The following is a 21729-nucleotide window of genomic DNA, read 5'->3' as shown; positions in this document are numbered from 1 at the left end:
GCGCAGTGCGACTCAGCCGAAGCGGCCGGAGATGTAGTCCTCCGTGTCCTGGACCGACGGGTTGGAGAAGATGCGCTCGGTCTCGTCGATCTCGACGAGCTTGCCGGGCTCGCCGACGGCGGCCAGGTTGAAGAACGCCGTACGGTCCGAGACGCGTGCGGCCTGCTGCATGTTGTGCGTCACGATGACGATCGTGAAGCGCTCCTTGAGCTCCCCGATCAGGTCCTCGATGGCGAGGGTGGAGATCGGGTCGAGCGCGGAGCAGGGCTCGTCCATCAGCAGGACCTGCGGCTCGACCGCGATGGCGCGGGCGATGCACAGACGCTGCTGCTGGCCGCCGGAGAGGCCGGAGCCGGGCTTGTTCAGCCGGTCCTTGACCTCGTTCCAGAGGTTGGCGCCCTTGAGCGACTTCTCGACGACGTCGTTCAGCTCGGACTTCTTCTTCACATCGCCGTTCAGGCGCAGGCCCGCCGCCACGTTGTCGAAGATCGACATGGTGGGGAAGGGGTTGGGGCGCTGGAAGACCATGCCGACGGTGCGGCGGACGGCGACCGGGTCGACGCCCGAGCCGTAGAGGTTCTCGTCGTCCAGCAGCACCTTGCCCTCGACGCGGCCACCGGGGGTGACCTCGTGCATACGGTTCAGGGTGCGCAGGAAGGTGGACTTGCCGCAGCCGGAGGGGCCGATGAAGGCCGTCACCGAGCGGGGCTCGACGGTCATGGAGATGTCGTCGATGGCCTTGTGGCTGCCGTAGAAGGCGGAGAGGCCGCTGACGTCGATTCGCTTGGCCATGGGAATCACTGCTTCTTTCGTGCTCGCTGCGGTCAGCGGCCGGTCTTGGGGGCCTTCCAGCGGGCGATGCCGCGGGCCACCAGGTTCAGGATCATGACGAAGGCGATGAGGACGAGGGCCGCGGCCCAGGCGCGGTCGTAGCTCGCCTCGGAGCCCTGCTGCCACTGCTGGTACACGTACAGCGGCAGGGACTGCTGGGCGCCTTCGAAGGGGTTGTTGTTGATCGTCTTGGCGCCCCACACCAGGAGCAGTACCGGCGCGGTCTCGCCGGTGATGCGGGCGATGGCCAGCATGACGCCGGTGGTGATGCCGCCGATGGAGGTGGGCAGGACGACCTTGAGGATGGTGCGCCACTTCGGTACGCCGAGGGCGAGGGACGCCTCGCGCAGCTCGTTCGGTACGAGCTTGAGCATCTCCTCCGTGGAGCGGACCACGACCGGCATCATCAGGATGGCCAGCGCCATGGCGCCGGCGAAGCCGGAGGGGCCGAAGCCGAGGATCAGGATCCAGACGGAGAGGACGAAGAGGCCGGCGACGATCGAGGGGATACCCGTCATGACGTCGACGAAGAAGGTGACGGCCTTGGCGAGCTTGCCGCGTCCGTACTCGACGAGGTAGATCGCGGTCAGCAGGCCGATCGGCGCGGCGATCAGAGTGGCGAGGCCCACCTGCTGCAGGGTGCCGGTGATCGCGTGGTTGATGCCGCCGCCGACCATGGCGTCGGGCAGGGTGCCCATGGAGTGGGTGAGGAAGTACCCGTCCAGGACCTTCCGGCCGCGGTCGACGGTCTCCCAGAGGAGCGAGGCCAGCGGGAGGACGGCGAGCAGGAAGGCCATCCAGACCAGGCTGGTGGCCAGCCGGTCCCTGGCCTGCCGGGCGCCCTCGACCTTGGTGGCGATCGTGAACGTGCCGATGATGAAGAGCAGTGCGGCGATCAGGCCCCACTGGATCTTGCTGTCCAGGCCGGCGACGAGGCCGATGCCGGCGCCGGCGGCAAGCGCGACCAGCGCGAAGACCGGCGGGCTCCAGCGGGGCAGGCGGGCCTGCTTGAGGGAGACGGGAAGCGGTGCGCTGTCGGCCACGGGACGCGGCTCGGTGACGACGTTACTCATGCGTTGGCCCCCGAGTACTCCTTGCGGCGGGCGATGATCAGACGGGCCGCGCCGTTGACGAGCAGGGTGATGACGAAGAGGACGAGGCCGGAGGCGATCAGCGCGTCCTGGCCGAAGGTGTCCGCCTCGCTGAACTTGCTGGCGATGTTCTGCGCGAACGTGCCGCCGCCCGGGTCCAGCAGGCTGAGCCCGATGAGGAAGCTGGGGGAGAGGACCGTGGCGACGGCCATGGTCTCGCCGAGCGCGCGGCCCAGGCCCAGCATCGAGGCGCTGATGATGCCGGAGCGGCCGAAGGGCAGCACCGACATGCGGATGACCTCCCAGCGCGTGGCGCCGAGGGCGAGCGCGGCTTCCTCGTGCATCTTGGGGACCTGGAGGAAGACCTCGCGGCTGACGCTGGTGACGATCGGCAGGATCATGATCGCCAGCAGGATGCCGACGGTGAACAGCGAGCGCGCGGCGCCCTGGGAGTAGCTGAAGATCCCGGTCCAGCCGAGGTAGCTGTCCAGCCAGGCGTACAGGCCGCTCAGGTGCGGTACGAGGAAGAGCGCGCCCCACAGGCCGTAGATGATGCTGGGGACCGCGGCGAGCAGGTCGATGACGTAGCCCAGCGGCGCGGCCAGCTTGCGCGGCGCGTAGTGCGAGATGAAGAGGGCGATGCCGACCGCGACGGGGACCGCGATGATCATCGCGATGATCGAGCTGACGACGGTGCCGAAGGCGAGGACGGCGATGCCGAACTTGGGCTCGGCGCCGCTCGGGTCCCACTCGAAGGTGGTGAAGAAGTTCGCCTTGTCGCCCTGGATCGCCAGGACGGAGCGGTAGGTGAGGAAGGCCGCGATGGCGGCCATGATCACCAGCAGCGCGATGCCGGAGCCGCGCGAGAGACCGAGGAAGATCCGGTCACCGGGGCGGACGGCCTTGCCGCTGACCTCGGAGGGTGCGGCGGGCGCTGTGGGCGGGGGGTTCTGGGGTATCGCTGAGGTATCCATGGGGTTCTCCGGTCTGCGGAGCCGGTGGGCTCCAGGCGGCGGTGCACCGGACGGGCGGCGGCCTGCGCGTGGCGCGCCGGCCGCCGCCCGGTGGGTCAGGAGAGCGTCGAGACGGTCTTGCGGACCTGCTCGGCGATCTCGGTGGGCAGCGGGGCGTAGCCCAGCTCCTTCAGCGCGGCCTGGCCGTCCTCGCTGGCCATGTAGGTCAGGAAGGACTTGGTCGCCGGCAGGGTCTCCTTCTTGTTGCCCTTGTCGCAGGCGATCTCGTAGGTCACCAGGGTGATCGGGTAGGCACCCTCGGCCTTGGTGTCGTAGGCCAGCTCCATGGCGTGGTCGTTGCCCTTGCCGACCCGCTTGGCCTCGGCGATGGCCTTGGAAGCGTTGTCGACGTTGGCCTCGACCGGCTCCTTGGCACCGGTGTCCAGCTTGACGGTGTTCACCTGGCTGGACTCGGCGTAGGAGAGCTCGAAGTAGGAGATCGCGCCGGCGGTCTGCTTGACCTGCGAGGAGACGCCGGAGGAGCCGGAGGCGGCCTGGCCGCCCTTGCCCGCCCAGGCCTTGTCGGGCTCGTGCTTCCAGTCCTTGGGCGCGGCCGCCTTGAAGTACTCGGTGAGGTTCTTGGTGGTGCCGGACTCGTCCGAGCGGTGGAACGCCTGGATCTTCAGGTCAGGCAGCTTGGCGCTGGGGTTGAGCTTCTTGATCGCCGGGTCGTTCCACTTGGTGATCTTCGAGTCGAAGATCTTGGCGAGGGTCTCCGCGTCCAGGACGAGGTCCTCGACACCCGGGACGTTGTAGCCGATGGCGACCGGGCCGCCGACCATCGGCAGGTTGATGCCCTGGCCGGTCTTGCAGAGCTGCTTCGACTTCTCGACCTCCCCCGGCTCGAGCGCCGAGTCGGAGCCGGCGAAGGCGGTCTGGCCCTGCAGGAAGGTGGTGACACCGGCACCGGAGCCCGTGGGCTGGTAGTTGATCTCGGTGTCCTTGCAGGCGCCGGAGTAGTTCTGCACCCAGACGTCCATGGCGTTCTTCTGAGCCGAGGAGCCGGAGGCGAGGAGCTTGCCCTTGCCGTCGCACTTGATGTTCGCGGCCTTGGCGGACGAGGCGCCGGGGCCGCCCGTGGTGTCGTCCGAGCCGCACGCCGAGAGGGCCAGGGCTCCGGAGACGGCGAGAGCGCCAACGGCGAGGGCGCGAACCCGGGTCTTGCGCTGAAGCTTCACTGTCGAGAGTTCCTTCCTGGGGCCCGCCGTGGTCAGTGGCGTGCTGGGCCGTGAAATGAATCAGTTGAGGTATCCAGCTATGCGGTGCCGCGCCGCCTTCCGGGCATGACGCGCACTCGGTAAGGCCGAAATTAGGCAGGTCAGGTGAAGCCGCCGAAGGAGCAGAGTGAACGCGGGGTGAACCTCGGCCGTCGGATGGGTGTGGCCGATTTGCCCGGTGCGCACCGGACCGGAGGGTGATCCCCCGGAAGAAGTGATGCGCTGCTCTTCTGCATTACCGGCCGGTATGGCAGCATCCGCGGCTGAGGTCCGCTGCAGGGTGGGGCGCCGGCGCCCCGGATGACGCGTACGGCGAGATGACCGGAGGTGGCCCGTGAGGAGCCCGGTGGAACGGCGGAACGTGGGGCGGGGCGCGGCGGTGGTCTGCGCGGCCGTGGTGCTGTGCGCGACGGGCGCCCTGGCGGGCCCGGTACCGGCGGCGTACGCCGACCCGGCCCCCGCGAGCACGCGGGACCTGGAGGAGGTACGCAAGAAGATCGATGGCCTCTACCGCCGCGCCGAGCGGGCCACCGACGCGTACAACGCCGCAAAGGAACAGGTCGAGCGCCAGCAGAAGGGCATCGTGAAGCTGGCGAAGAACATCGTCAGTACGCAGCACAAACGCAAGGAATCACAGCGGCGGGCCGGCTCGCTGGCCAGTGCGCAATACCGCGGCGGCGGCCTGCCCGCCGAGGCGAAACTGATGCTGGACAAGGACCCGGAAGGGTTCCTCGATCACGCCACGCTCGCCCGCAAGGGACAGCACGCGGTCCGCGGCGTACTGGGGCAACTGGCGCGCACGGAGAACGATCTTCAGGACTACGCCGAGGACGCCACCAAGCGCTGGGAGAAGCTGGAGAAAGAGCGGAAGAAGAAGGCCGCGGCGAAGAAGGACATCGAGCAGAAGATCGACGCGGCGGAGCGGATCGAGTCGCGCCTGAAGGCCGCGGAAAAGGCCCGGCTGAAGAAGCTGGAAGAGGACCGCGCCCGGCAGGCGCAGACGAAATGGCTGGATTCCGGAATCCTGGCCGACATCGGTGGTACCGCGTCCGCAGCGGGCAAGAAGGCGATTTCCTACGCGACGGAACAGATCGGCAAGGATTACGTGTGGGGCGCGGAAGGCCCGGACACCTTCGACTGTTCCGGACTCACGATGCGCGCGTGGGAATCGGCGGGCCATCCCATTCCGCGCACGTCACAGGAACAGTGGCGGCAACTGCCGCACATCGGTATCGAGGACATGCGCCCCGGCGATCTGATCATTTACCACGAGGACGCCAGCCATGTGGGCATGTACCTGGGCGACGGCGCGATCGTGCACGCCCCGCGCCCCGGCCGCCAAGTGACCCTCGCCGGCGCCGGATCGATGCGGATCCTGGGCGTCGTACGGCCGGACGCGAAGCGCTGACCCGACGTACCGTATTGCGCTGTGTGCGCGCTGTGTCCGCGCTCGGATTCCGGCATCGGGACGGAAAAACACCGTCACCGTCCGGTCGCCGAGCGTGTGCCCGGGGTGATGTTCGTCATTCCGCATTTCTCCCCAGGACGGCCAAATCGCCGCCGTACCCCGGTTTATGGCCGGGCCTGCGTGTCGTCCGCCATTCCGTACGGGCCCGTACTGGCGCTAAGGTCGCCTTCCAGTGCCCGGTGGCGCACCGCTCGTAGGACCAATGAGCGGCGCGGGACCGGGCACGGTGGTGCGCCGGTCGGTCACCGCCGCCGCACCCTCGGGGGGAGGGAAGGAACCAGAGGACATGCCCGTACCCGGACCGCGTCAGCGCACGGCCGTGCTGCCACCGGCTGCAGGCCCGGCGAACAGCGCGCCCGAGTCCGCGCGCCCGGCGCAGGGGGAGCCCGCGCCGGGCGGCGCCGGGCTGGGGGACGCCGCGCTGGGAGACCGCGCGCTGGGCGACCCCGCGCTGGGGGACTCCGCGCGCTCACAGGACGGCGCGGGCCCGGCCGACACCCCCGCGCACGCCGCGCCGGGCACCGGCAGCCACGGGCTGACCCTCCTGGTGATCGGCGAGGACCCCACCAGCTCCGTACCGGAGATGTCCGACGGCCAGGGCCACAAGGTCAGGGTCCGCACCGCCCGCAACCTCACCGAGGCCCAGCGGCTGCTCACCGACGACGTGCACTGCGTCCTGCTCGACCTGGCGGCCATGCCGGGCCGGGAGGCGCGGGAGGCCGGGGACCGGGAGAGCCGCCCGGAGGCCGAGGAGAGCGAGGCGCCGGACGAGCTGGAGCCGCTGCGCGCGGTCCTGCGGCTCGCGCCGCGCCACGCCGTGCTCGCGCTGACCGCGGAGGCGGACGCGGAGCGCGGCGCCGAGGCCGTACGGGTCGGGGCGCAGGACTACCTCTCCCGCGAGCAGCTCGACGGCGCCGTGCTCAGCCGCGTCGTGCGCTACGCCGTGGAACGCAAGCGCGCCGACCTCGCGCAGCGCCAGCTCACCGAGTCCCGGCTGCGGGCCCAGGAGAACGCGCGCCTGGAGCGCGGCCTGCTGCCCACGCCCCTCCTGGAGGGCTCCGACCTGCGCTTCGCCGCCCGGTACCGCCCGGGACGCAGCCGTGCGCTGCTCGGCGGCGACTTCTACGACACGGTCCGCACGCCCGACGGCACGGTCCACGCGATGATCGGCGACGTCTGCGGGCACGGCCCCGACGAGGCGGCGCTCGGCGTCGAACTCCGTATCGCCTGGCGCGCGTTGACCTTCGCCGGCCTGTGCGGCGACGAGCTGCTCTCCACCCTCCAGCAGGTGCTGGAGAACGAGCGCGACAACGACGAGATCTTCGCGACGCTGTGCACGGTCGACATCGCGCCGGACGGGCGGAGCGCCGGGGTCTGCCTGGCGGGCCACCCGGCGCCGCTGCTGGCCCGGGCCGGCCGCCCGCCGCGGCTGCTCCCGTACGAGAGCGGCGGCCCCGCGCTCGGCCTGCTGCCGCGCGCCCGCTGGCCGCGCCATCAGATCGCGCTGGGCGGCTCCTGGAGCCTGCTGATGTACACGGACGGCATGATCGAGGGCCGGGTCGGCGACGGAAACCAGCGCCTGGGCCAGGACGGGATGGTCGATCTCGTGGCCGCCCGGATGGCCGCGGGCCTGCGCGGCGAGGCGCTGCTCGACGCCGCCGTCACCGAGGTGCGCGACCTCAACGGCGGCGAGCTCACCGACGACCTCGCGGTCCTGCTGCTGGACCGCGAGGCGCGTGGGGCCGAGGGCCGGTAACCCGCCAGGCGGTCAGCGGCCGCCGTTCCACGGGCCGTACGGGCCGTCGGAGCTGGAGCCGCCGCGGCGCGGGCCCTTGCCGCCGCCGGAGACCCGCTTGAGCGCGGGCCGGACGTCGACCATGTACACGATCGTCGCGATCAGACCGATGATCGGCAGGAACGCCATGACTCCGAAGAGCACGTTGACCAGCGTCGCCAGGCCCAGAATGATCAGCCAGAACGGCTTGGTCTTCTTGTCGGCGGCGCGGTAGGCGTCCTCGCGGCGGATGGCGGAGTCGACGAACGCGAACGCGCTGAACACCAGCATGCCGAGCGAAATCAGCCACAGCAGATTGTTGAATCCCTGGATCAGCATGCCGTTCCACCACCCGTTGACCGTCGGACTGTCCTCGTCACCGTACCGGTAGAACGGGCCGGGCACGTCGTACGTGCCCGGCCCGCTCTCCTGGCCCCGTGGGCCCCGTGACTTACTTCGCCGGCGGCGTGGTCTTCTTGGCCGTCGTCTTGCGGGCGGCCGGCGCCGGCTTCTTCGCGGGCTCGGACTTGGCCTCGGCCCCGTCCTTGGCGGCGGCCGGCTTGGCCTCCCCGGCCTTGGTCTCCCCCGCCTTGGCCGGCTCGGACTTGGCCGCGCCGGCCTTCTGCTCCTGCTCGGTCTCCGGCTCGACCGCGACCGCCAGCTCCTCGATCTCGTCCGCGACCTCGCCGCGCCAGGTCTGCACGGCGCCGCGGCCGCGCTCGGCGAGCTCGTCGTAGCCCTCGCGCACCTTGACGGCGTACTCGGCCGCGCGGCCCACGCCCTGCAGCGCGATGTCCTGGGCCTGCTCGCGGATCTTCTTGAGGTCGGTGTCCAGGGAGCCCAGCAGCTCGTACAGCTTGTCCTGGGCCTCCTTGGCCTGCTTGGAGAAGCGGTCCTGCACGGCCTTGGCGTCGGTGGTGCGTACCTCCTCGAAGCGCTTGGGCGCCTCGGCGCGGAGGCGGTCCACCAGCGCCGGGACCTCCTTGAGCTTCTCGCCGGCGAGGTCGGCCGTGCCGGCCAGGGCGTACAGCGGGGTGGGGTCGGTCAGCGTCTTGCGGAGGTCGTCGGTGATGGCCATGGCGGTTCTTCCTCCTGGAATCGGTTGCTCAGGTGGCGTGCGGGTCGCCGTCGGCCTCTTGGGTGCCCTTCTTGCCCTTGCCCGTACTGCCCTTGCGCGTACTGCCCTGCTCGTCGCCGCTGCCGTGCTCGCCTTCCGGCGCGGTCCGGTCGAGGTCCAGACCCTCGGCGCGCGCGATGTCCGAGCTGTAGCCGTTCTCCTTGCGGAACGACTCGTAGATCTGCAGCAGCACCTGCTTCTGCTTCTCGTTCAGGGCCGGATCGGTCAGGATCGCGCTGTGCACTTCCAGCCCGTCCGGGTCCCGCCGCTCGTCGAGTATCCCCGCCTGTACATACAGGGTCTCGGCCGAGATCCGCAGGGCCTTCGCCAGCTGCTGCAGGATCTCCGCGCTCGGCTTGCGCAGACCGCGCTCGATCTGGCTGAGGTACGGATTGGACACCCCGGCGGCATCGGCGAGCTGCCGGAGGCTGAGCTGCGCATTGCGCCGCTGCTCCCGCAGGAACTCCCCGAGATTGCCGACGTTGAGTGATGCCATGCCTCGATCCTGCACCCCTTCGCTAACTTTTGCAAGCACCCGCTAGCAAAAGTGTTCCGACCGGCGCGGCAGGCCGTTGGCGCGTCCCGTGACGCTTGTCCGTTCCCAGTGCTTGTGAGGGCTTCCCGCTGGATCTGCTCGGCGATGTGATCGAGTCCCGATCAATCTGCGCGGCAAGGTCTCTCGTGGGCTGGCCTATGGGCGTCGCGCGACGAAGACGAACTCCTTGCCTGGCCTGTCAGGCGCGTCGCGAACGCCCTCCACCTCATAGCCCTGCGCGATCAGCTCCGTCTCGACCTCCTGCCGCTCACGGAAGCGCAAGGTGGAGTCCGACGTCATTACCTCCCCGTCGGCAGCGAACACGTAGGTCCAGCGGAACGTCACCAGCGGCTCGCTCACCTCGATTACCTGGACCCAGCTCTCGACGGCGCCAATATCCGGGATCTCCGTCACGCGGTATGAGGCTTCGCGGTTCCACCCCTCCCAGGCGCGTCTGGCTGGATCTCGGGTCTCGAACACTAGACGGCCGCCGGGCCGTAGTGCTTCGTACGCGCCACGCAGGGTCTCGCGCCATGCTGGCGGATCGATGATCTGCTGGGCGGCGTTCGCCGTCATGGTTGCCAGGTCGACTCGCATCGGCGGGAGTGTGGTCGCATCGCCACAGATCCAGCGCACTCGCTCGCTGCCCGGTTTGGCTCGGGCCACGTCGATGGACGCTTGGGCGGGATCGACACCCACGACTTCGATCTCGCGTTCAGCCAGCAGAAGCGCGAACACGCCTGTTCCACAGCCGATGTCCAGCACTTGACGTGCCCCGAACTCCTCCGTCATCTGGACGTACGCGTCGAGATCGCTGCGATCGGGGTCGAGTGGGTCATAGATCGCGGCGAGCCGTGGATGCCCGAAACATTCGTCAGCCATGCGGCCGAACGTATGGGCTGCTGAGCTGGAACTGATGCTCGTGATGACACCGGAGGACCACAACGCCCTACTGGATGATTCCCAGTGGAACTGAGAAGCCCCAGGCCAGGACCTATCGGCCGGACAGAACTACTGGGACGGCCCCACCTCATACCCGAACAGGCTCACCGCTGTTCAGATCCACTGGGCCCTCCACGCTGCGAAGCGTCCCGGCCGAAATGGCAAGACGCAGATCAGAGGCACCTCATCGGCTCAGGTCTTCTGGGAACGGACAGCCCTGCGCAAGTCCGTCTCTCCACTGGCACACCCCGCCCGGCCTCCCCGACGTCTGCCTCCGCGGGCATCACGACGATCCGGAAGTGATCGCCGCGGCGATCGAGCCCCTGGACGACTTCGCGCGGACGCTTCGGCTTCCTGGGATGGCTCATTGACCGAAGCTGCGGGACCTGTGGTGCGCCACCCACGACATCGGCCTCGACGCCCGTGCGACTCGCGATCTCGGGCCGTTTAAAGCCTGGCCGTGGGCAGTTGATGGCCGTAGGGTGCCGATCATGGCTTGTCGGATTTCCGAACTGATCATTCCTTGCCGGGATGTGCAACGGCTGGCGGCGTTCTGGTGCGAGGTGCTGGATTTCGTCGTGCTCGATCCCGATGACGGCGGCGCGGTGGAGATCGGGCCGCGGGAAGGGTTCGGCGGGTTGCAGCCGACTCTGGTCTTCGTGCCTACCAGCGAGGCCAAGGCGGGCAAGTTGCGGATGCACTTCGACGTCAATGCCACCGACCGTGATCAGGACGCTGAGCTCGAGCGTCTCCTGAAGCTCGGGGCGCGCCCGGCCGATATCGGCCAGAGCGGCGACGAGCAGTGGCACGTCCTGGCCGATCCCGAAGGCAACGAATTCTGCCTGCTGCGGGCCCGACTGAGCTGAGCTCAGCTCCTAGGTGTCCTACGTCTTACGCGCAGGCGAAGGCCGCGTGGAAGGCGTCGAGGGCCGTGTCGGGGTCGTTCTGGGCCCAGGCTTCCAGGGCGATGACGCCCGTGTAGCCGGCCTGGTGGAGGGCGCGGGCGAGGGTCGGGTAGTGGATTTCGCCGGTGCCGGGCTCGCAGCGGCCGGGGACGTCGGCGACCTGGATCTCGCCGAGGTAGGGGAGGGCCTGGCGGGTCAGGTCGGTGAGGTTTCCCTCGCCGATCTGGGCGTGGTACAGGTCCAGATTCATGCGCAGGTACGGGCTGTTGACGGCGCGTACGAGGGCGAGGGTGTCGGCGGCGCGGGCGAAGGGGGTGCCCGGGTGGTCGACGGCGAGGTTGAGGTTCTCCAGGGTGAAGACGCGGCCCGCTTCCTCGCCGAGTGCCGCGACGCGGCGGAGGGTGTCGGCGGCGGTCAGCCACATGGTGGACGTGACCGTCTCGACCGGGCGGACCGGGAGTCCCTTGCCGTCCAGGCCGGTGCCGTGCAGGTTCAGGCGCGGGCAGTCCAGTTCTGCGGCCACGTCGAGGGACTTGCGGGCCGTGGTGAGCAGGGCGTCGATGCCGTCGGGGTCGGTGAGGTCACCCTCCAGGTAGCCGGTCATGGAGGAGAACGTGGCGCCGGTAGCGGTCAGCGCGGCGATGTCCTTGGTGGAGCAGTCCCAGATCTCGACCTGGAAGCCGCGTTCGGCGATGCGGCTGACCCGTTCGGTGAACGGGCGGTCCAGATAGAGCATTTCGGCGCTGGCGGCCAGGGTGAACGGGGCGGCGGAGAGCGTCACTTGGTCACCTCGGTGAGGGCGACGGGGCGGGCGGTCTCGACGCTGCGGATGGCGGCCAGCGCGAGGGTGAGGGCACGGCGGGCGTCGTGGCCGGTCACGGGGGCCGGGTTCTTGTGGCGGATCGCGTCGGCGAAGGCGGTGAGCTCGGCGGTGTAGGCCGCGCGCAGCAGCTCGGTGTCGCGCCGGGCGGTGTCGGCGTGGATGCCGTCGGCGCCGTAGAAGGTCATGTCGGTGCTGCGGCCGTTGCCCGCGGTCACCATGCCCGCCGAGCCGAAGACCTCGGCGCGTACGTCGTAGCCGTACAGCGCGGAGAAGGACGCCTCGGTGGTGGCGATGGCGCCGTTGTCGAAGCGGATCGTGACGACGGCGGTGTCGAGGTGGCCGGCGGCCTTGGCGTCCGGGCGGATCAGCGCGTCGGCGGTGGCGTGGACGCTGACCGGCGTGGCGCCGGGGTTGAGCCAGCACACGGTGTCGAAGTCGTGGATGAGGGTTTCCAGGAAGATCGTCCACTGCGGGATGCGGGCCGGGTCGGCGGCGAACGGGCCGGGGTCGCGGGTGAGCGAGCGCAGCAACTGCGGGGTGCCGACCTTCCGTTCGTCGATCAGGGCGCGGGCGGCGGCGAAACCGGGCGCGAAGCGGCGGTTGAAGCCCACCTGGAGCACGATGCCCGCCTCGTCCGCCGCGGCGATCGCGCGGTCGGCGTCCGCGAGCGTCACCGCCATCGGCTTCTCCACGAAGACGTGCTTGCCGGCCGCGGCCGCCGCCACGACCAGATCGGTGTGGGCCCGGGCCGGGGCGGTGATCAGTACGCCGTCGATGTCGTCCCGGCCCAGCACCTCGTCGACGTCGGTGGTGGCGTGCGGGACGCCGAGCTCGGCCGCCAGGCGTTCCGCGGCACCGGCGACCGGGTCGCTGACGGCGGCCAGGGCGGCGCCCGGTATGCGGCGGGCCGCGATTTCGGCGTGATTCGCGCCGATCCGGCCGGCGCCGATCGTGGCCAGTTGCAGGGTGTCGGATGCGGTCATGGTGGACTCCGAGATCAACTAGTACGTTCTAGTCCGGGAAACGTAGAGCCCTCACAGCGATCGGTCAAGGGGTCGATATGCTCGGCCGAGACGTTCCGGCGAGCGGCCGGAAGGCGGTACGGCCAGGCAGGAGAGGCGGATGGGGGAGCCGGAGGAGCGGCCGGACGACGCCGGACGCACGGCCCGTCCGCGCGGCTCCGGCGACGGCAGCGCAGACCGTAAAAGCCCAGGTGGCAGCCGCGCGCGCGGTGGCCGGCCGACCATGGCCGACGTGGCCCGCGCCGCCGGGATCTCCACCGCGCTCGTCTCGATCGTCATACGCGGCGTACCGGGCGCCAGCGAGGCCACCCGGCAGCGCGTCCTGCGGATCGCGGACGAACTGGGTTACGTACCGGATCAGCGCGCCCAGAAGCTCCGCCAGTCCCGCTCGCGGGTGCTCGGGGTGACCTTCGAGCTGCAGCAGCCCTTCCACGGCGATCTCGTGGAGCAGATCTACACCGCCGCAGGTCAGCAGGGCTATGAAGCCATGATCAGCGCGGTGGCGCCCAGTCGCAGCGAGACCACGGCGGTCAACGCGCTGCTCCGCGAGCGGTGCGAGGCCGCGATCCTCCTCGGCAGCGAGCTGGAAACCGAGGAGCTGACCCGGCTCGCTCGCCGGCTGCCGACGCTCCTGGTCGCCCGGCACACCGACCTCTCCGGCGTCGGCGTCGTCCGCAGCGACGACACCGCGGGCATCGGGCTCGCGGTCGATCACCTCGTCGCGCTCGGCCACCGGCGGATCGCGCACATCGACGGCGCGGGCGCCCCCGGAAGCTCCGACCGCCGCCTCGGGTTCCTGCAGGCCATGGCCGGACACGGGCTGCAGGACACCGCCGACGTACTCGCCGGCGGCCTCACCGAAACCGCCGGTGCGGAGGGCATGCGGTACCTGCTCGGCCGCCCGACGCCGCCCACCGCGGTGATCGCGTTCAACGACCGCTGCGCCAGCGGTGTACTGGATGTTCTCGCACGTCAGGGGTGTGACGTGCCCGGTGAGATCTCCGTGGTCGGCTACGACGACTCGCGGCTGGCCAAGCTCCCGCACGTCCAGATGACCACCGTCTCGCAGAACGCCGCGGAGCTCGCCGAGGCCGCCGTCACCAGCGCACTCGCCCTCATCGCGGGCCGGCAGCCGGAGGAGGTCGTGCTCACCCCTCGCCTGGTGGAGCGCGCCACCACGGGCCCGGCTCGTTCCTGAGCCGGCTTCGCGCCCACTTCCCGCTTGCCTTCACGCACCGTCGGAAATTACTTCGTGCGAATGTCTTGACATGCTCTAGAACGTGCTAGTTCCCTATCGGCATCTCTCCGAGCCGCAATGAAGCGACTGCCCGATGACGGGCGTTCGCCGAGAGGAGCTTCCATGCCGAGCATCCCGTCCCCAGGGCTCGCCGACGCTGTTCCCGCCACGCCGCCGGAACGGCCCGCCCCGCAACGCCGGTCGATGACGGCCATCGCCGCCGTCGCCACCCTGGGCGGACTGACCTTCGGGTACGACACCGGCGTCATCGCCGGCGCCCTGCCGTTCATGACGAAGTCCCCGCAGGCCGGCGGGCTGGGCCTGACCCCGGTGACCGAGGGGCTGGTCACCGCGTCCCTGCTGCTGGGGGCCGCGGCGGGCGCCGCGTTCGGCGGCCGGCTGGCCGACCGCTACGGCCGCCGCCACAACATCCTGGCCCTGGCCTTCGTCTTCGTTATCGGGGCCCTCGGCACGGCGCTCGCCCCGAACACCGAGGCCATGGTGGCCGCCCGCGCCGTACTCGGCATCGCGGTCGGCGCGGCCTCCACCACCGTCCCGGTCTACCTCGCCGAGATCGCCCCCGCCCACGCGCGCGGACGGCTGGTCGCCGTCGACCAACTCATGATCGTCACCGGCCAGTTGGTCGCGTACAGTTCCAACGCGGCACTGGCCGCCACCTGGGGCGGCGGCCAGACCTGGCGCTGGATGCTGGCCCTGGCCACCGTCCCCTCCACCCTGCTCTACCTCGGCATGCTGCTGATGCCGGAGACCCCGCGCTGGTACGCCTCCAAGGAGCGCTTCGCCGAGGCGCGCAGGACCCTGCTCCGCATCCGCGACGCCGACGCGGGTACGGAGGCGGTGGACGCCGAACTGGACCGGATGCGGGAGGTCGTCGAGGAGGAGAAGCGGACGGCCCGCACCGGCGGGGGCTGGGCGGAGCTGGCCGTGCCGTGGGTACGCCGGGTGTTCTGCATCGGACTCGGGCTCGCCGTCATCCAGCAGATCACCGGCATCAACACGATCATGTACTTCGCGCCGACCATCCTGCAGCAGACGGGGCTCGGCTCCCAGGCCGCGCTCACCGCGACCATCGCCAACGGCGTCGTCGCCGTCCTCGCCTCCACCTTCAGCCTGTACCTCATCGGCCGGGTCGGGCGCCGCCCGCTGCTGATCACCGGCCAGCTCGGCATCGTCGCCTCGCTCATCGCCATCGGCGTGGCGTTCTCCTTCCACGCCGAGCCCGGTACCGGCGCATCGACCCTGCGCAGCTACCTCATCCTGGCCTGCATGCTGGCCTTCCTCGTCTTCCAGCAGGCGGCCGTCTCACCCGTCACCTGGGTCATGCTGTCCGAGATCTTCCCCATCAAGATCCGCGGACTCGGCATGGGCGCGGCGGTGCTGCTGCTCTGGCTCGTCAACGCGCTGGTGACCTTCACCTTTCCCATCCTGCTGGCCGGCGTCGGCGGCACCACGACGTTCCTGGTCTTCGCCGGGCTCAACGTCCTCGCCGTCGCGGCAGCCGCCAAAAAGATCCCCGAAACGCGCAACCGCTCCCTCGAACAGATCGAGGAACACTTCCGCACCGGCCCCTCCGGTCCCTCCGCCCCCGCCCCGGCCGCCTGACCCACTGGCCGCCTGGACCAGCAATGATCGTGGCAAGCCCGGCGGATGCCCGGCCGGCCGTGGGATGCTGGTCGCGTGATGCTCTCGGATCTGGTCCAGCTCCGCCGGGCCCGTGACCTGATGGACCGCGAGTACGCGGAGCCGCTCGACGTCCCCGCGCTGGCACGCGCGGCGCACATGTCGCCCGGCCACTTCTCCCGCAGCTTCCGCGCCGCCTTCGGGGAGACGCCGTACAGCTATCTGATGACCCGCAGGATCGAGCGGGCCAAGGCCCTGCTGCGGCGCGGCGACCTATCGGTGACCGAGGTGTGCTTCGCGGTCGGGTGTACGTCGCTGGGCTCGTTCAGCTCGCGGTTCACCGAGCTGGTGGGCGAGAGCCCGAGCGCGTACCGGGCACGCCGGCACGAGGAGGGCGCGGCCATCCCGGCCTGCGTCGCCAAGATCTTCACGCGCCCGGTCAGGAACGCGGAACGGGCCGGAAGCACGCAGCCCGCCCGGAGCGCGGAACCGGCCGAGAACGGGGAAGCGGCCGGGCGGGCGGAACCGGCCAAGGACGGGGAAGCGGCCGGGAGCGGAGAACCGGTCAGGAATGGAGAAGCCAGGCGCGCGCCCCGCCCGTAGCGTGAGCGCCATGGACATCAACCTTTCGCAGTGCTTCATCGCCGTCGACGACCACGACAAGGCGCTCGCCTTCTACCGGGACGTGCTCGGGCTCGAGGTGCGCAACGACGTCGGGTTCGAGGGAATGCGCTGGGTGACGGTCGGCTCGCCGTCGCAGCCCGGCGTGGAGATCGTGCTGGAACCGCCCGCCGCCGACCCGAACGCCTCGCCGGCCGACAAGCAGGCCATGGCGGAGCTGCTGGCCAAGGGCATGCTGCGCGGCGTGATCTTCTCGACCGACGACGTCGACGCCACCTTCGAGCGCATCCAGGCATCGGGCGCCGAGGTGCTCCAGGAGCCGATGGACCAGCCGTACGGGGTCCGCGACTGCGCCTTCCGCGACCCCGCGGGCAACATGCTCCGCTTCAACCAGCCCCGCGGTAAGTAAGAGCCCGGTCCCTGGCAGAAGGAGACATGAAGAGCATGGTCAAGAGGACCGGCGCCCAGTCGCCCGCACCGCACATCGCCGACAGCCACGATCTGATCCGTGTGCACGGCGCGCGCGAGAACAATCTCAAGGACGTCAGCATCGAGATCCCGAAGCGCCGGCTGACGGTGTTCACCGGCGTCTCCGGCTCGGGCAAGAGCTCGCTGGTGTTCGACACGATCGCCGCGGAGTCGCAGCGGCTGATCAACGAGACGTACAGCGCCTTCCTGCAGGGCTTCATGCCGACGCTCGCGCGCCCCGAGGTCGACGTACTCGACGGACTGACGACCGTGATCACCGTCGACCAGCAGCGGCTGGGCGCCGACCCGCGTTCCACGGTCGGCACCGCCACCGACGCCAACGCCATGCTGCGCATCCTCTTCAGCCGCCTCGGCAAGCCGTACATCGGCTCGCCCAAGGCATTCGCCTTCAACGTCGCCTCGATCAGCGGCGCGGGCGCGGTCACCTTGGAGCGCGGCGGGCGGACGGTGAAGGAGCGGCGCAGCTTCCGCGTCACCGGCGGGATGTGCCCCCGCTGCGAGGGCCGGGGCTCCGTCACCGACATCGACCTGACCGCGCTGTACGACGACAGCAAGTCGCTGAACGAGGGCGCGCTCACGATCCCCGGCTACAGCATGGACGGCTGGTACGGCCGCATCTTCTCCGGCTGCGGATTCTTCGACCCGGACAAACCGATCCGCCGGTTCACGAAGAAGCAGCTGCACGATCTGCTGTACAAGGAGCCGACCAAGATCAAGGTCAATGGCATCAACCTGACGTACGAGGGGCTGATCCCGAAGATCCAGAAGTCGATGCTGGCCAAGGACGTCGACTCGTTGCAGCCGCACGTCCGGGCGTTCGTGGAGCGGGCGGTCACCTTCGCCACCTGCCCCGACTGCGAGGGCACCCGGCTCAGCGAGGCCGCCCGGTCGTCGAAGATCGACGGGATCGGCATCGCCGACGCGTGCGCGATGCAGATCAGCGACCTGGCCGAATGGGTAAGCGGACTCGCCGAGCCCTCGGTGGCGCCGCTGCTCACCGCGCTGCGGCAGACCCTCGACTCGTTCGTGGAGATCGGCCTCGGCTATCTCTCGCTCGACCGGCCCTCCGGCACCCTGTCGGGCGGTGAGGCGCAGCGCGTCAAGATGATCCGGCACCTCGGCTCGTCCCTCACCGACACCACGTACGTCTTCGACGAGCCGACCACGGGCCTGCACCCCCATGACATCCAGCGGATGAACGACCTGCTGCTGCGACTGCGGGACAAGGGCAACACGGTACTGGTCGTGGAGCACAAGCCCGAGCTGATCGCGATCGCCGACCATGTCGTCGACCTCGGGCCCGGCGCCGGTGCGGCGGGCGGCAGCGTCTGCTTCGAGGGCACCGTCGAGGGGCTGCGGGCCGGCGGCACCATCACCGGCCGGCACTTCGACGACCGGGCCGCGGTGAAGGAGACGGTGCGCAAGCCCAGTGGCGCGCTGGAGATCCGCGGCGCCTCGACGCACAACCTCCAGAACGTCGATGTCGACATTCCGCTCGGCGTACTGACCGTCGTCACGGGCGTCGCCGGCTCCGGCAAGAGCTCGCTCGTGCACGGGTCGCTGTGTCAACAGGCTGGGGAGGGCGTGGTGTCGGTCGACCAGGGCGCGATCCGCGGCTCGCGACGGAGCAACCCGGCGACGTACACCGGTCTGCTCGACCCGGTCCGCAAGGCGTTCGCCAAGGCCAACGGCGTGAAGCCGGCGCTGTTCAGCGCCAACTCCGAGGGCGCCTGCCCCACGTGCAAGGGCGCCGGCGTCGTCTACACGGACCTGGCGATCATGGCTGGTACCTCGACGACCTGCGAGGAGTGCGACGGGAAGCGGTTCGACGCCGCCGTACTGGATTACCACCTCGGTGGGCGCGACATCAGCGAGGTGCTCGCGATGCCGGTGGCCGAGGCCACGGAGTTCTTCGCCGCGGGCGAGGCGCGCGTGCCGGCCGCGCACAAGATCCTGGAGCGGCTGGGCGACGTCGGCCTCGGCTACCTCACCCTCGGCCAGCCGCTCACCACGCTCTCCGGCGGTGAGCGGCAGCGCCTGAAGCTGGCCACGCACCTGGGCGAGAAGGGCGGCGTCTACGTCCTCGACGAGCCGACCGCGGGCCTGCACCTCGCCGACGTACAACAGTTGCTCGGCCTGCTGGACCGGCTCGTGGACTCCGGAAAGTCGGTCATCGTGGTCGAGCACCACCAGGCCGTCATGGCACACGCCGACTGGATCATCGACCTCGGCCCCGGCGCGGGCCACGACGGCGGCAAGGTCGTCTTCGAGGGCACCCCTGCGGACCTGGTCGCCGCGCGCTCGACGCTTACGGGCGAGCATCTGGCGGCGTATGTCGGCAACTGACGGGGGCGGCGGGCGCAGCGCGCATCGCCCACGAGAATCCGGTACCGACCGTCCCGGAAATCGTTTGCCGGTGGCCGGGGGCGGGGCGAGGATGCCCGTATGGTGCGCGATTTCGATGAGCTGGTGGCCGAGGCCGATTCCGTGTCCGTCGAGGGGTGGGACTTCTCGTGGCTGGACGGGCGGGCCACCGAGGCGCGGCCCTCGTGGGGGTACCAGCGGCTGATGGGCGAGCGGCTGGCGGGGGCCTCGGCCGCGCTGGACATTCAGACGGGCGGGGGTGAGGTGCTCGCCGGGGCTCCGAAGCTGCCGCCGGTGATGGCGGCCACCGAGTCCTGGCCGCCGAACGTCACCAAGGCCACCCGGCTGCTGCACCCGCTCGGCGCGGTGGTCGTCGCCGACCCGGACGAGCCGCCGCTGCCGTTCGCCGACGACGCGTTCGACCTGGTGACCAGCAGGCATCCGGCGACGGTGTGGTGGGCGGAGATCGCGCGCGTACTGCGGCCCGGTGGCACGTACTTCGCGCAGCACGTGGGCCATGAGAGCGTGTTCGAGTTGGTGGAGTACTTCCTCGGGCCGCAGCCCGCGGAGATCCGGCGTGGCCGGCATCCCGACGACGAGCGGGCGGCGGCCGAGGCCGCCGGGCTGGACGTCACCGACCTGCGGTTCGAGCGGCTGCGGATGGAGTTCTTCGACGTCGGTGCGGTCGTCTACTTCCTGCGGAAGGTGATCTGGATGGTGCCCGGCTTCACCGTCGGGCAGTACCGGGACCGGCTGCGCGAGCTGCACGAGAAGATCCAGGAAGAGGGGCCGTTCGTCGCCCACTCCACGCGCTTCCTGATCGAGGCACGCAAGCCGTAGCGGTGGGCCGGGCGCCCGGACTCCCGCCGCCGCCAAGGGGTTTGACGTGGAGTGCACTCCAGGCCAAGAGGTTTGACTTGGAGTGCACTCCAACTCCTACCGTCCCTGACGTGAGCCCGACACAGTCCTCGCCCACGGGGGACGGGGCACTTCAGGAGGTAATCGCATGACCAGCATTCCCACCCGGCAGCTCGGCACCCTGACCGTCTCCGCGCAAGGGCTGGGCTGCATGGGGATGAGCCACGGGTACGGCGCTTCGGACGACACGCAGTCGATCGCGACCATCCACCGCGCGCTCGATCTCGGTGTGAGCCTCCTGGACACCTCCGACTTCTACGGCGCCGGGCACAACGAGGAGCTGGTCGGTCGGGCCGTCGCCGACCGCCGCGACCGCGCCGTGATCGCCACGAAGTTCGGCTTCGCCAACAAGCTCGGCGAGCCGACCGCGATCCGGGGCGACGCCGCATACGTACGCCAGGCGTGCGACGCCTCGCTGCGCCGGCTCGGTGTCGACCACATCGACCTGTACTACCAGCACCGTGTCGACCCCGAGGTGCCGATCGAGGAGACCGTCGGGGCGATGGCGGAGCTGGTCGCGGCCGGCAAGGTGCGGCACCTGGGGCTGTCCGAGGCGGGCGCGGAAACGATCCGGCGGGCGCACGCCGTACATCCCATCGCCGCGCTGCAGAGCGAGTGGTCGCTGTGGACGCGGGACCTGGAGGAGGAGATCGCGCCGGTCTGCCGGGAGCTGGGCATCGGGATCGTGCCGTTCTCGCCGCTCGGCCGCGGGTTCCTCACTGGGCAGTACAGGTCCGTCGAGGGGCTGGCGGAGGGCGACGTACGGCGTACCCAGCCGCGCTTCGCCGACGGCAACCTGGAGCGCAACCTCGCCATCGTCGAGAAGCTGAACGAGCTGGCCGCCGAGAAGGGCGTCACGGCCGGGCAGCTCGCGCTGGCCTGGGTGCAGCACCGCGGCGCGGACGTCGTGCCGATCCCGGGCACGCGTCGCGAGAAGTACCTGCTGGAGAACGTCGCCGCGGTCGCCATCGGGCTGTCCGCCGACGAGCTGGCCGCCATCGACGCGGTGGCCCCGGCCGAGGCGGTGGCCGGTACGCGGTACGACGCGACGAGCCTGGCCTTCGTCAACCGCTGACCCGGTGCGGTGACCGGGTTGTCCACAACCCGGACTTGTCCACAGGCCCGCTCCCCGTGCGCCGTCCCGCCGTAAAGTCGGAGACATGAGTGAGGACGAGGGGAGCGTGCGGATCGACAGCTGGATCTGGTCCGTGCGGCTCATGAAGACGCGGTCGATGGCGGCCACGGCGTGCCGGGGCGGGCACGTGCGGGTCAACGGCGAGCGCGTGAAGGCGGCGCACAGCGTGCGGACCGGCGACGAGGTGCGGCTGCGGCACGCCGGGCGGGAGCGGATCGTGGTGGTGAAGCGGCTCGTGAAGAAACGGGTCGGGGCACCGGTCGCGGTCGAGTGCTACATCGACAACAGCCCGCCCCCGCCCCCGCGCGAGATCGCCGTACAGGTCCCGATCCGCGACCGCGGCACGGGCCGCCCGACCAAGCGCGACCGCCGGGAGATGGAACGACTGTGGTCCCGGGGCGGGGGCCCGGGGGAGGGGCCGAGCTGAGAGGGCCGGCCGTGGCGCCGCATGGCCGCCGATAGCCCCGTGGCGCCGCATGGCCCGCCGATAGACGCTGCGGCGGTCCGTATGGCTCGAGATGCTGCGGCGGTCCCTGGCCTGTCTCTTATACACATCTCCGAGCCCACGAGACTCCTGAGCATCTCG

The 21729-nt window shown here is 70.3% G+C and carries 21 protein-coding genes; 11 read left to right on the top strand and 10 right to left on the bottom strand.

Annotated features, from left to right (window positions below; genetic code table 11):
• Positions 1–12: 12 nt before the first annotated feature.
• The 4 genes from pstB to pstS all read right to left on the bottom strand — a co-directional run bounded on the left by pstB (position 13) and on the right by pstS (position 4113).
• On the bottom strand, positions 13–792 hold the full coding sequence (gene pstB, locus IG84_RS0136020) for a phosphate ABC transporter ATP-binding protein PstB (protein ID WP_031067264.1): 780 nt from the start codon (positions 790–792) through the stop codon (positions 13–15).
• A 32-nt stretch (positions 793–824) separates the two neighbouring features.
• Positions 825–1904: a phosphate ABC transporter permease PstA gene (gene pstA, locus IG84_RS0136015; protein ID WP_031067261.1), complete on the bottom strand. Its 1080-nt coding sequence runs from the start codon at positions 1902–1904 to the stop codon at positions 825–827.
• Positions 1901–2896 (bottom strand): phosphate ABC transporter permease subunit PstC, encoded by a 996-nt coding sequence (gene pstC, locus IG84_RS0136010; protein ID WP_031067257.1) that lies wholly within the window; start codon positions 2894–2896, stop codon positions 1901–1903. Before pstC ends, pstA begins: the two co-directional genes overlap by 4 nt.
• Before the next feature lie 95 nt (positions 2897–2991).
• Positions 2992–4113, bottom strand: a complete 1122-nt coding sequence (pstS, locus tag IG84_RS0136005) for a phosphate ABC transporter substrate-binding protein PstS (RefSeq protein WP_031067255.1) — start codon at positions 4111–4113, stop codon at positions 2992–2994.
• A gap of 385 nt (positions 4114–4498) precedes the next feature.
• On the opposite strand from pstS, the gene IG84_RS0136000 reads away from it, so the two are divergent.
• Positions 4499–5560 (top strand): C40 family peptidase, encoded by a 1062-nt coding sequence (locus IG84_RS0136000; RefSeq protein ID WP_245659719.1) that lies wholly within the window; start codon positions 4499–4501, stop codon positions 5558–5560.
• Positions 5561–5906: 346 nt separating this feature from the next.
• Positions 5907–7376, top strand: coding sequence for a PP2C family protein-serine/threonine phosphatase (locus tag IG84_RS0135995; RefSeq protein ID WP_031067249.1), 1470 nt, complete (start codon positions 5907–5909; stop codon positions 7374–7376).
• 12 nt (positions 7377–7388) lie between these two features.
• Here IG84_RS0135995 and IG84_RS0135990 read toward each other — a convergent pair whose 3' ends face one another.
• From IG84_RS0135990 to IG84_RS0135975, 4 genes are all read right to left on the bottom strand, one after another.
• On the bottom strand, positions 7389–7733 hold the full coding sequence (locus IG84_RS0135990; RefSeq protein WP_031067247.1) for a DUF2516 family protein: 345 nt from the start codon (positions 7731–7733) through the stop codon (positions 7389–7391).
• Between the two features lie 112 nt (positions 7734–7845).
• Positions 7846–8472 carry a hypothetical protein gene (locus IG84_RS0135985; protein ID WP_031067244.1) on the bottom strand — a complete coding sequence of 209 codons (627 nt, stop codon included), beginning with the start codon at positions 8470–8472 and terminating at the stop codon, positions 7846–7848.
• Between the two features lie 28 nt (positions 8473–8500).
• A complete protein-coding gene (locus tag IG84_RS38475) occupies positions 8501–9007 on the bottom strand; it encodes a helix-turn-helix domain-containing protein (RefSeq protein ID WP_037801354.1) in 507 nt (168 codons plus the stop codon).
• 195 nt (positions 9008–9202) lie between these two features.
• Positions 9203–9928: a class I SAM-dependent methyltransferase gene (locus IG84_RS0135975; protein WP_031067243.1), complete on the bottom strand. Its 726-nt coding sequence runs from the start codon at positions 9926–9928 to the stop codon at positions 9203–9205.
• A gap of 551 nt (positions 9929–10479) precedes the next feature.
• Here IG84_RS0135975 and IG84_RS0135970 point away from each other — a divergent pair.
• Positions 10480–10854, top strand: coding sequence for a VOC family protein (locus tag IG84_RS0135970; RefSeq protein WP_031067242.1), 375 nt, complete (start codon positions 10480–10482; stop codon positions 10852–10854).
• A 25-nt stretch (positions 10855–10879) separates the two neighbouring features.
• Here IG84_RS0135970 and IG84_RS0135965 read toward each other — a convergent pair whose 3' ends face one another.
• Positions 10880–11674 carry a TIM barrel protein gene (locus IG84_RS0135965; RefSeq protein WP_037801353.1) on the bottom strand — a complete coding sequence of 265 codons (795 nt, stop codon included), beginning with the start codon at positions 11672–11674 and terminating at the stop codon, positions 10880–10882.
• Positions 11671–12699 (bottom strand): Gfo/Idh/MocA family oxidoreductase, encoded by a 1029-nt coding sequence (locus tag IG84_RS0135960; RefSeq protein ID WP_031067239.1) that lies wholly within the window; start codon positions 12697–12699, stop codon positions 11671–11673. The genes IG84_RS0135965 and IG84_RS0135960 overlap by 4 nt, the downstream gene beginning before the upstream one ends.
• A gap of 262 nt (positions 12700–12961) precedes the next feature.
• Between IG84_RS0135960 and IG84_RS0135955 the strand changes: the two genes are divergently transcribed.
• The 8 genes from IG84_RS0135955 to IG84_RS0135920 all read left to right on the top strand — a co-directional run bounded on the left by IG84_RS0135955 (position 12962) and on the right by IG84_RS0135920 (position 21570).
• Positions 12962–13936 (top strand): LacI family DNA-binding transcriptional regulator, encoded by a 975-nt coding sequence (locus tag IG84_RS0135955; RefSeq protein ID WP_031067238.1) that lies wholly within the window; start codon positions 12962–12964, stop codon positions 13934–13936.
• Between the two features lie 162 nt (positions 13937–14098).
• Positions 14099–15598, top strand: coding sequence for a sugar porter family MFS transporter (locus tag IG84_RS0135950; RefSeq protein ID WP_031067236.1), 1500 nt, complete (start codon positions 14099–14101; stop codon positions 15596–15598).
• A 78-nt stretch (positions 15599–15676) separates the two neighbouring features.
• A complete protein-coding gene (locus IG84_RS0135945) occupies positions 15677–16219 on the top strand; it encodes a helix-turn-helix domain-containing protein (RefSeq protein WP_169749921.1) in 543 nt (180 codons plus the stop codon).
• 10 nt (positions 16220–16229) lie between these two features.
• Positions 16230–16646: a VOC family protein gene (locus IG84_RS0135940; RefSeq protein ID WP_031067232.1), complete on the top strand. Its 417-nt coding sequence runs from the start codon at positions 16230–16232 to the stop codon at positions 16644–16646.
• A 35-nt stretch (positions 16647–16681) separates the two neighbouring features.
• On the top strand, positions 16682–19072 hold the full coding sequence (locus tag IG84_RS0135935; protein WP_037801355.1) for an ATP-binding cassette domain-containing protein: 2391 nt from the start codon (positions 16682–16684) through the stop codon (positions 19070–19072).
• Between the two features lie 99 nt (positions 19073–19171).
• Complete coding sequence (locus IG84_RS0135930; protein ID WP_031067227.1) at positions 19172–19930, top strand: class I SAM-dependent methyltransferase; 759 nt, start codon at positions 19172–19174, stop codon at positions 19928–19930.
• A 166-nt stretch (positions 19931–20096) separates the two neighbouring features.
• Positions 20097–21083, top strand: coding sequence for an aldo/keto reductase (locus IG84_RS0135925; protein ID WP_031067223.1), 987 nt, complete (start codon positions 20097–20099; stop codon positions 21081–21083).
• An 85-nt stretch (positions 21084–21168) separates the two neighbouring features.
• Entirely contained in the window at positions 21169–21570 is a 402-nt protein-coding gene (locus IG84_RS0135920; RefSeq protein ID WP_031067220.1) for an RNA-binding S4 domain-containing protein, read from the top strand.
• The last annotated feature ends 159 nt before the right edge of the window (positions 21571–21729 follow it).

The organism is Streptomyces ochraceiscleroticus (genome assembly GCF_000720485.1).
GTDB classification, from domain to species: Bacteria; Actinomycetota; Actinomycetes; order Streptomycetales; family Streptomycetaceae; genus Streptomyces; species Streptomyces ochraceiscleroticus.
Note: the sequence above shows the minus strand (reverse complement) of the source record. Positions and strands in the feature narration are given on the sequence as shown.

What these genes read in the sequence shown, in the direction of transcription:
- IG84_RS0135970 (WP_031067242.1), top strand. Translation starts at nt 10,480, where the DNA reads ATGGCTTGTCGGATTTCCGAACTGATCATTCCTTGCCGGGATGTGCAA.
- IG84_RS0135975 (WP_031067243.1), bottom strand. Translation starts at nt 9,928, where the DNA reads ATGGCTGACGAATGTTTCGGGCATCCACGGCTCGCCGCGATCTATGAC.
- IG84_RS38475 (WP_037801354.1), bottom strand. Translation starts at nt 9,007, where the DNA reads ATGGCATCACTCAACGTCGGCAATCTCGGGGAGTTCCTGCGGGAGCAG.
- pstB (WP_031067264.1), bottom strand. Translation starts at nt 792, where the DNA reads ATGGCCAAGCGAATCGACGTCAGCGGCCTCTCCGCCTTCTACGGCAGC.
- IG84_RS0135960 (WP_031067239.1), bottom strand. Translation starts at nt 12,699, where the DNA reads ATGACCGCATCCGACACCCTGCAACTGGCCACGATCGGCGCCGGCCGG.
- pstC (WP_031067257.1), bottom strand. Translation starts at nt 2,896, where the DNA reads ATGGATACCTCAGCGATACCCCAGAACCCCCCGCCCACAGCGCCCGCC.
- IG84_RS0135985 (WP_031067244.1), bottom strand. Translation starts at nt 8,472, where the DNA reads ATGGCCATCACCGACGACCTCCGCAAGACGCTGACCGACCCCACCCCG.
- pstA (WP_031067261.1), bottom strand. Translation starts at nt 1,904, where the DNA reads ATGAGTAACGTCGTCACCGAGCCGCGTCCCGTGGCCGACAGCGCACCG.
- IG84_RS0135930 (WP_031067227.1), top strand. Translation starts at nt 19,172, where the DNA reads ATGGTGCGCGATTTCGATGAGCTGGTGGCCGAGGCCGATTCCGTGTCC.
- IG84_RS0135920 (WP_031067220.1), top strand. Translation starts at nt 21,169, where the DNA reads ATGAGTGAGGACGAGGGGAGCGTGCGGATCGACAGCTGGATCTGGTCC.
- IG84_RS0135990 (WP_031067247.1), bottom strand. Translation starts at nt 7,733, where the DNA reads ATGCTGATCCAGGGATTCAACAATCTGCTGTGGCTGATTTCGCTCGGC.
- IG84_RS0135955 (WP_031067238.1), top strand. Translation starts at nt 12,962, where the DNA reads ATGGCCGACGTGGCCCGCGCCGCCGGGATCTCCACCGCGCTCGTCTCG.
- IG84_RS0135925 (WP_031067223.1), top strand. Translation starts at nt 20,097, where the DNA reads ATGACCAGCATTCCCACCCGGCAGCTCGGCACCCTGACCGTCTCCGCG.
- IG84_RS0135950 (WP_031067236.1), top strand. Translation starts at nt 14,099, where the DNA reads ATGCCGAGCATCCCGTCCCCAGGGCTCGCCGACGCTGTTCCCGCCACG.
- IG84_RS0135995 (WP_031067249.1), top strand. Translation starts at nt 5,907, where the DNA reads ATGCCCGTACCCGGACCGCGTCAGCGCACGGCCGTGCTGCCACCGGCT.
- IG84_RS0135940 (WP_031067232.1), top strand. Translation starts at nt 16,230, where the DNA reads ATGGACATCAACCTTTCGCAGTGCTTCATCGCCGTCGACGACCACGAC.
- IG84_RS0135945 (WP_169749921.1), top strand. Translation starts at nt 15,677, where the DNA reads ATGCTCTCGGATCTGGTCCAGCTCCGCCGGGCCCGTGACCTGATGGAC.
- IG84_RS0135935 (WP_037801355.1), top strand. Translation starts at nt 16,682, where the DNA reads ATGGTCAAGAGGACCGGCGCCCAGTCGCCCGCACCGCACATCGCCGAC.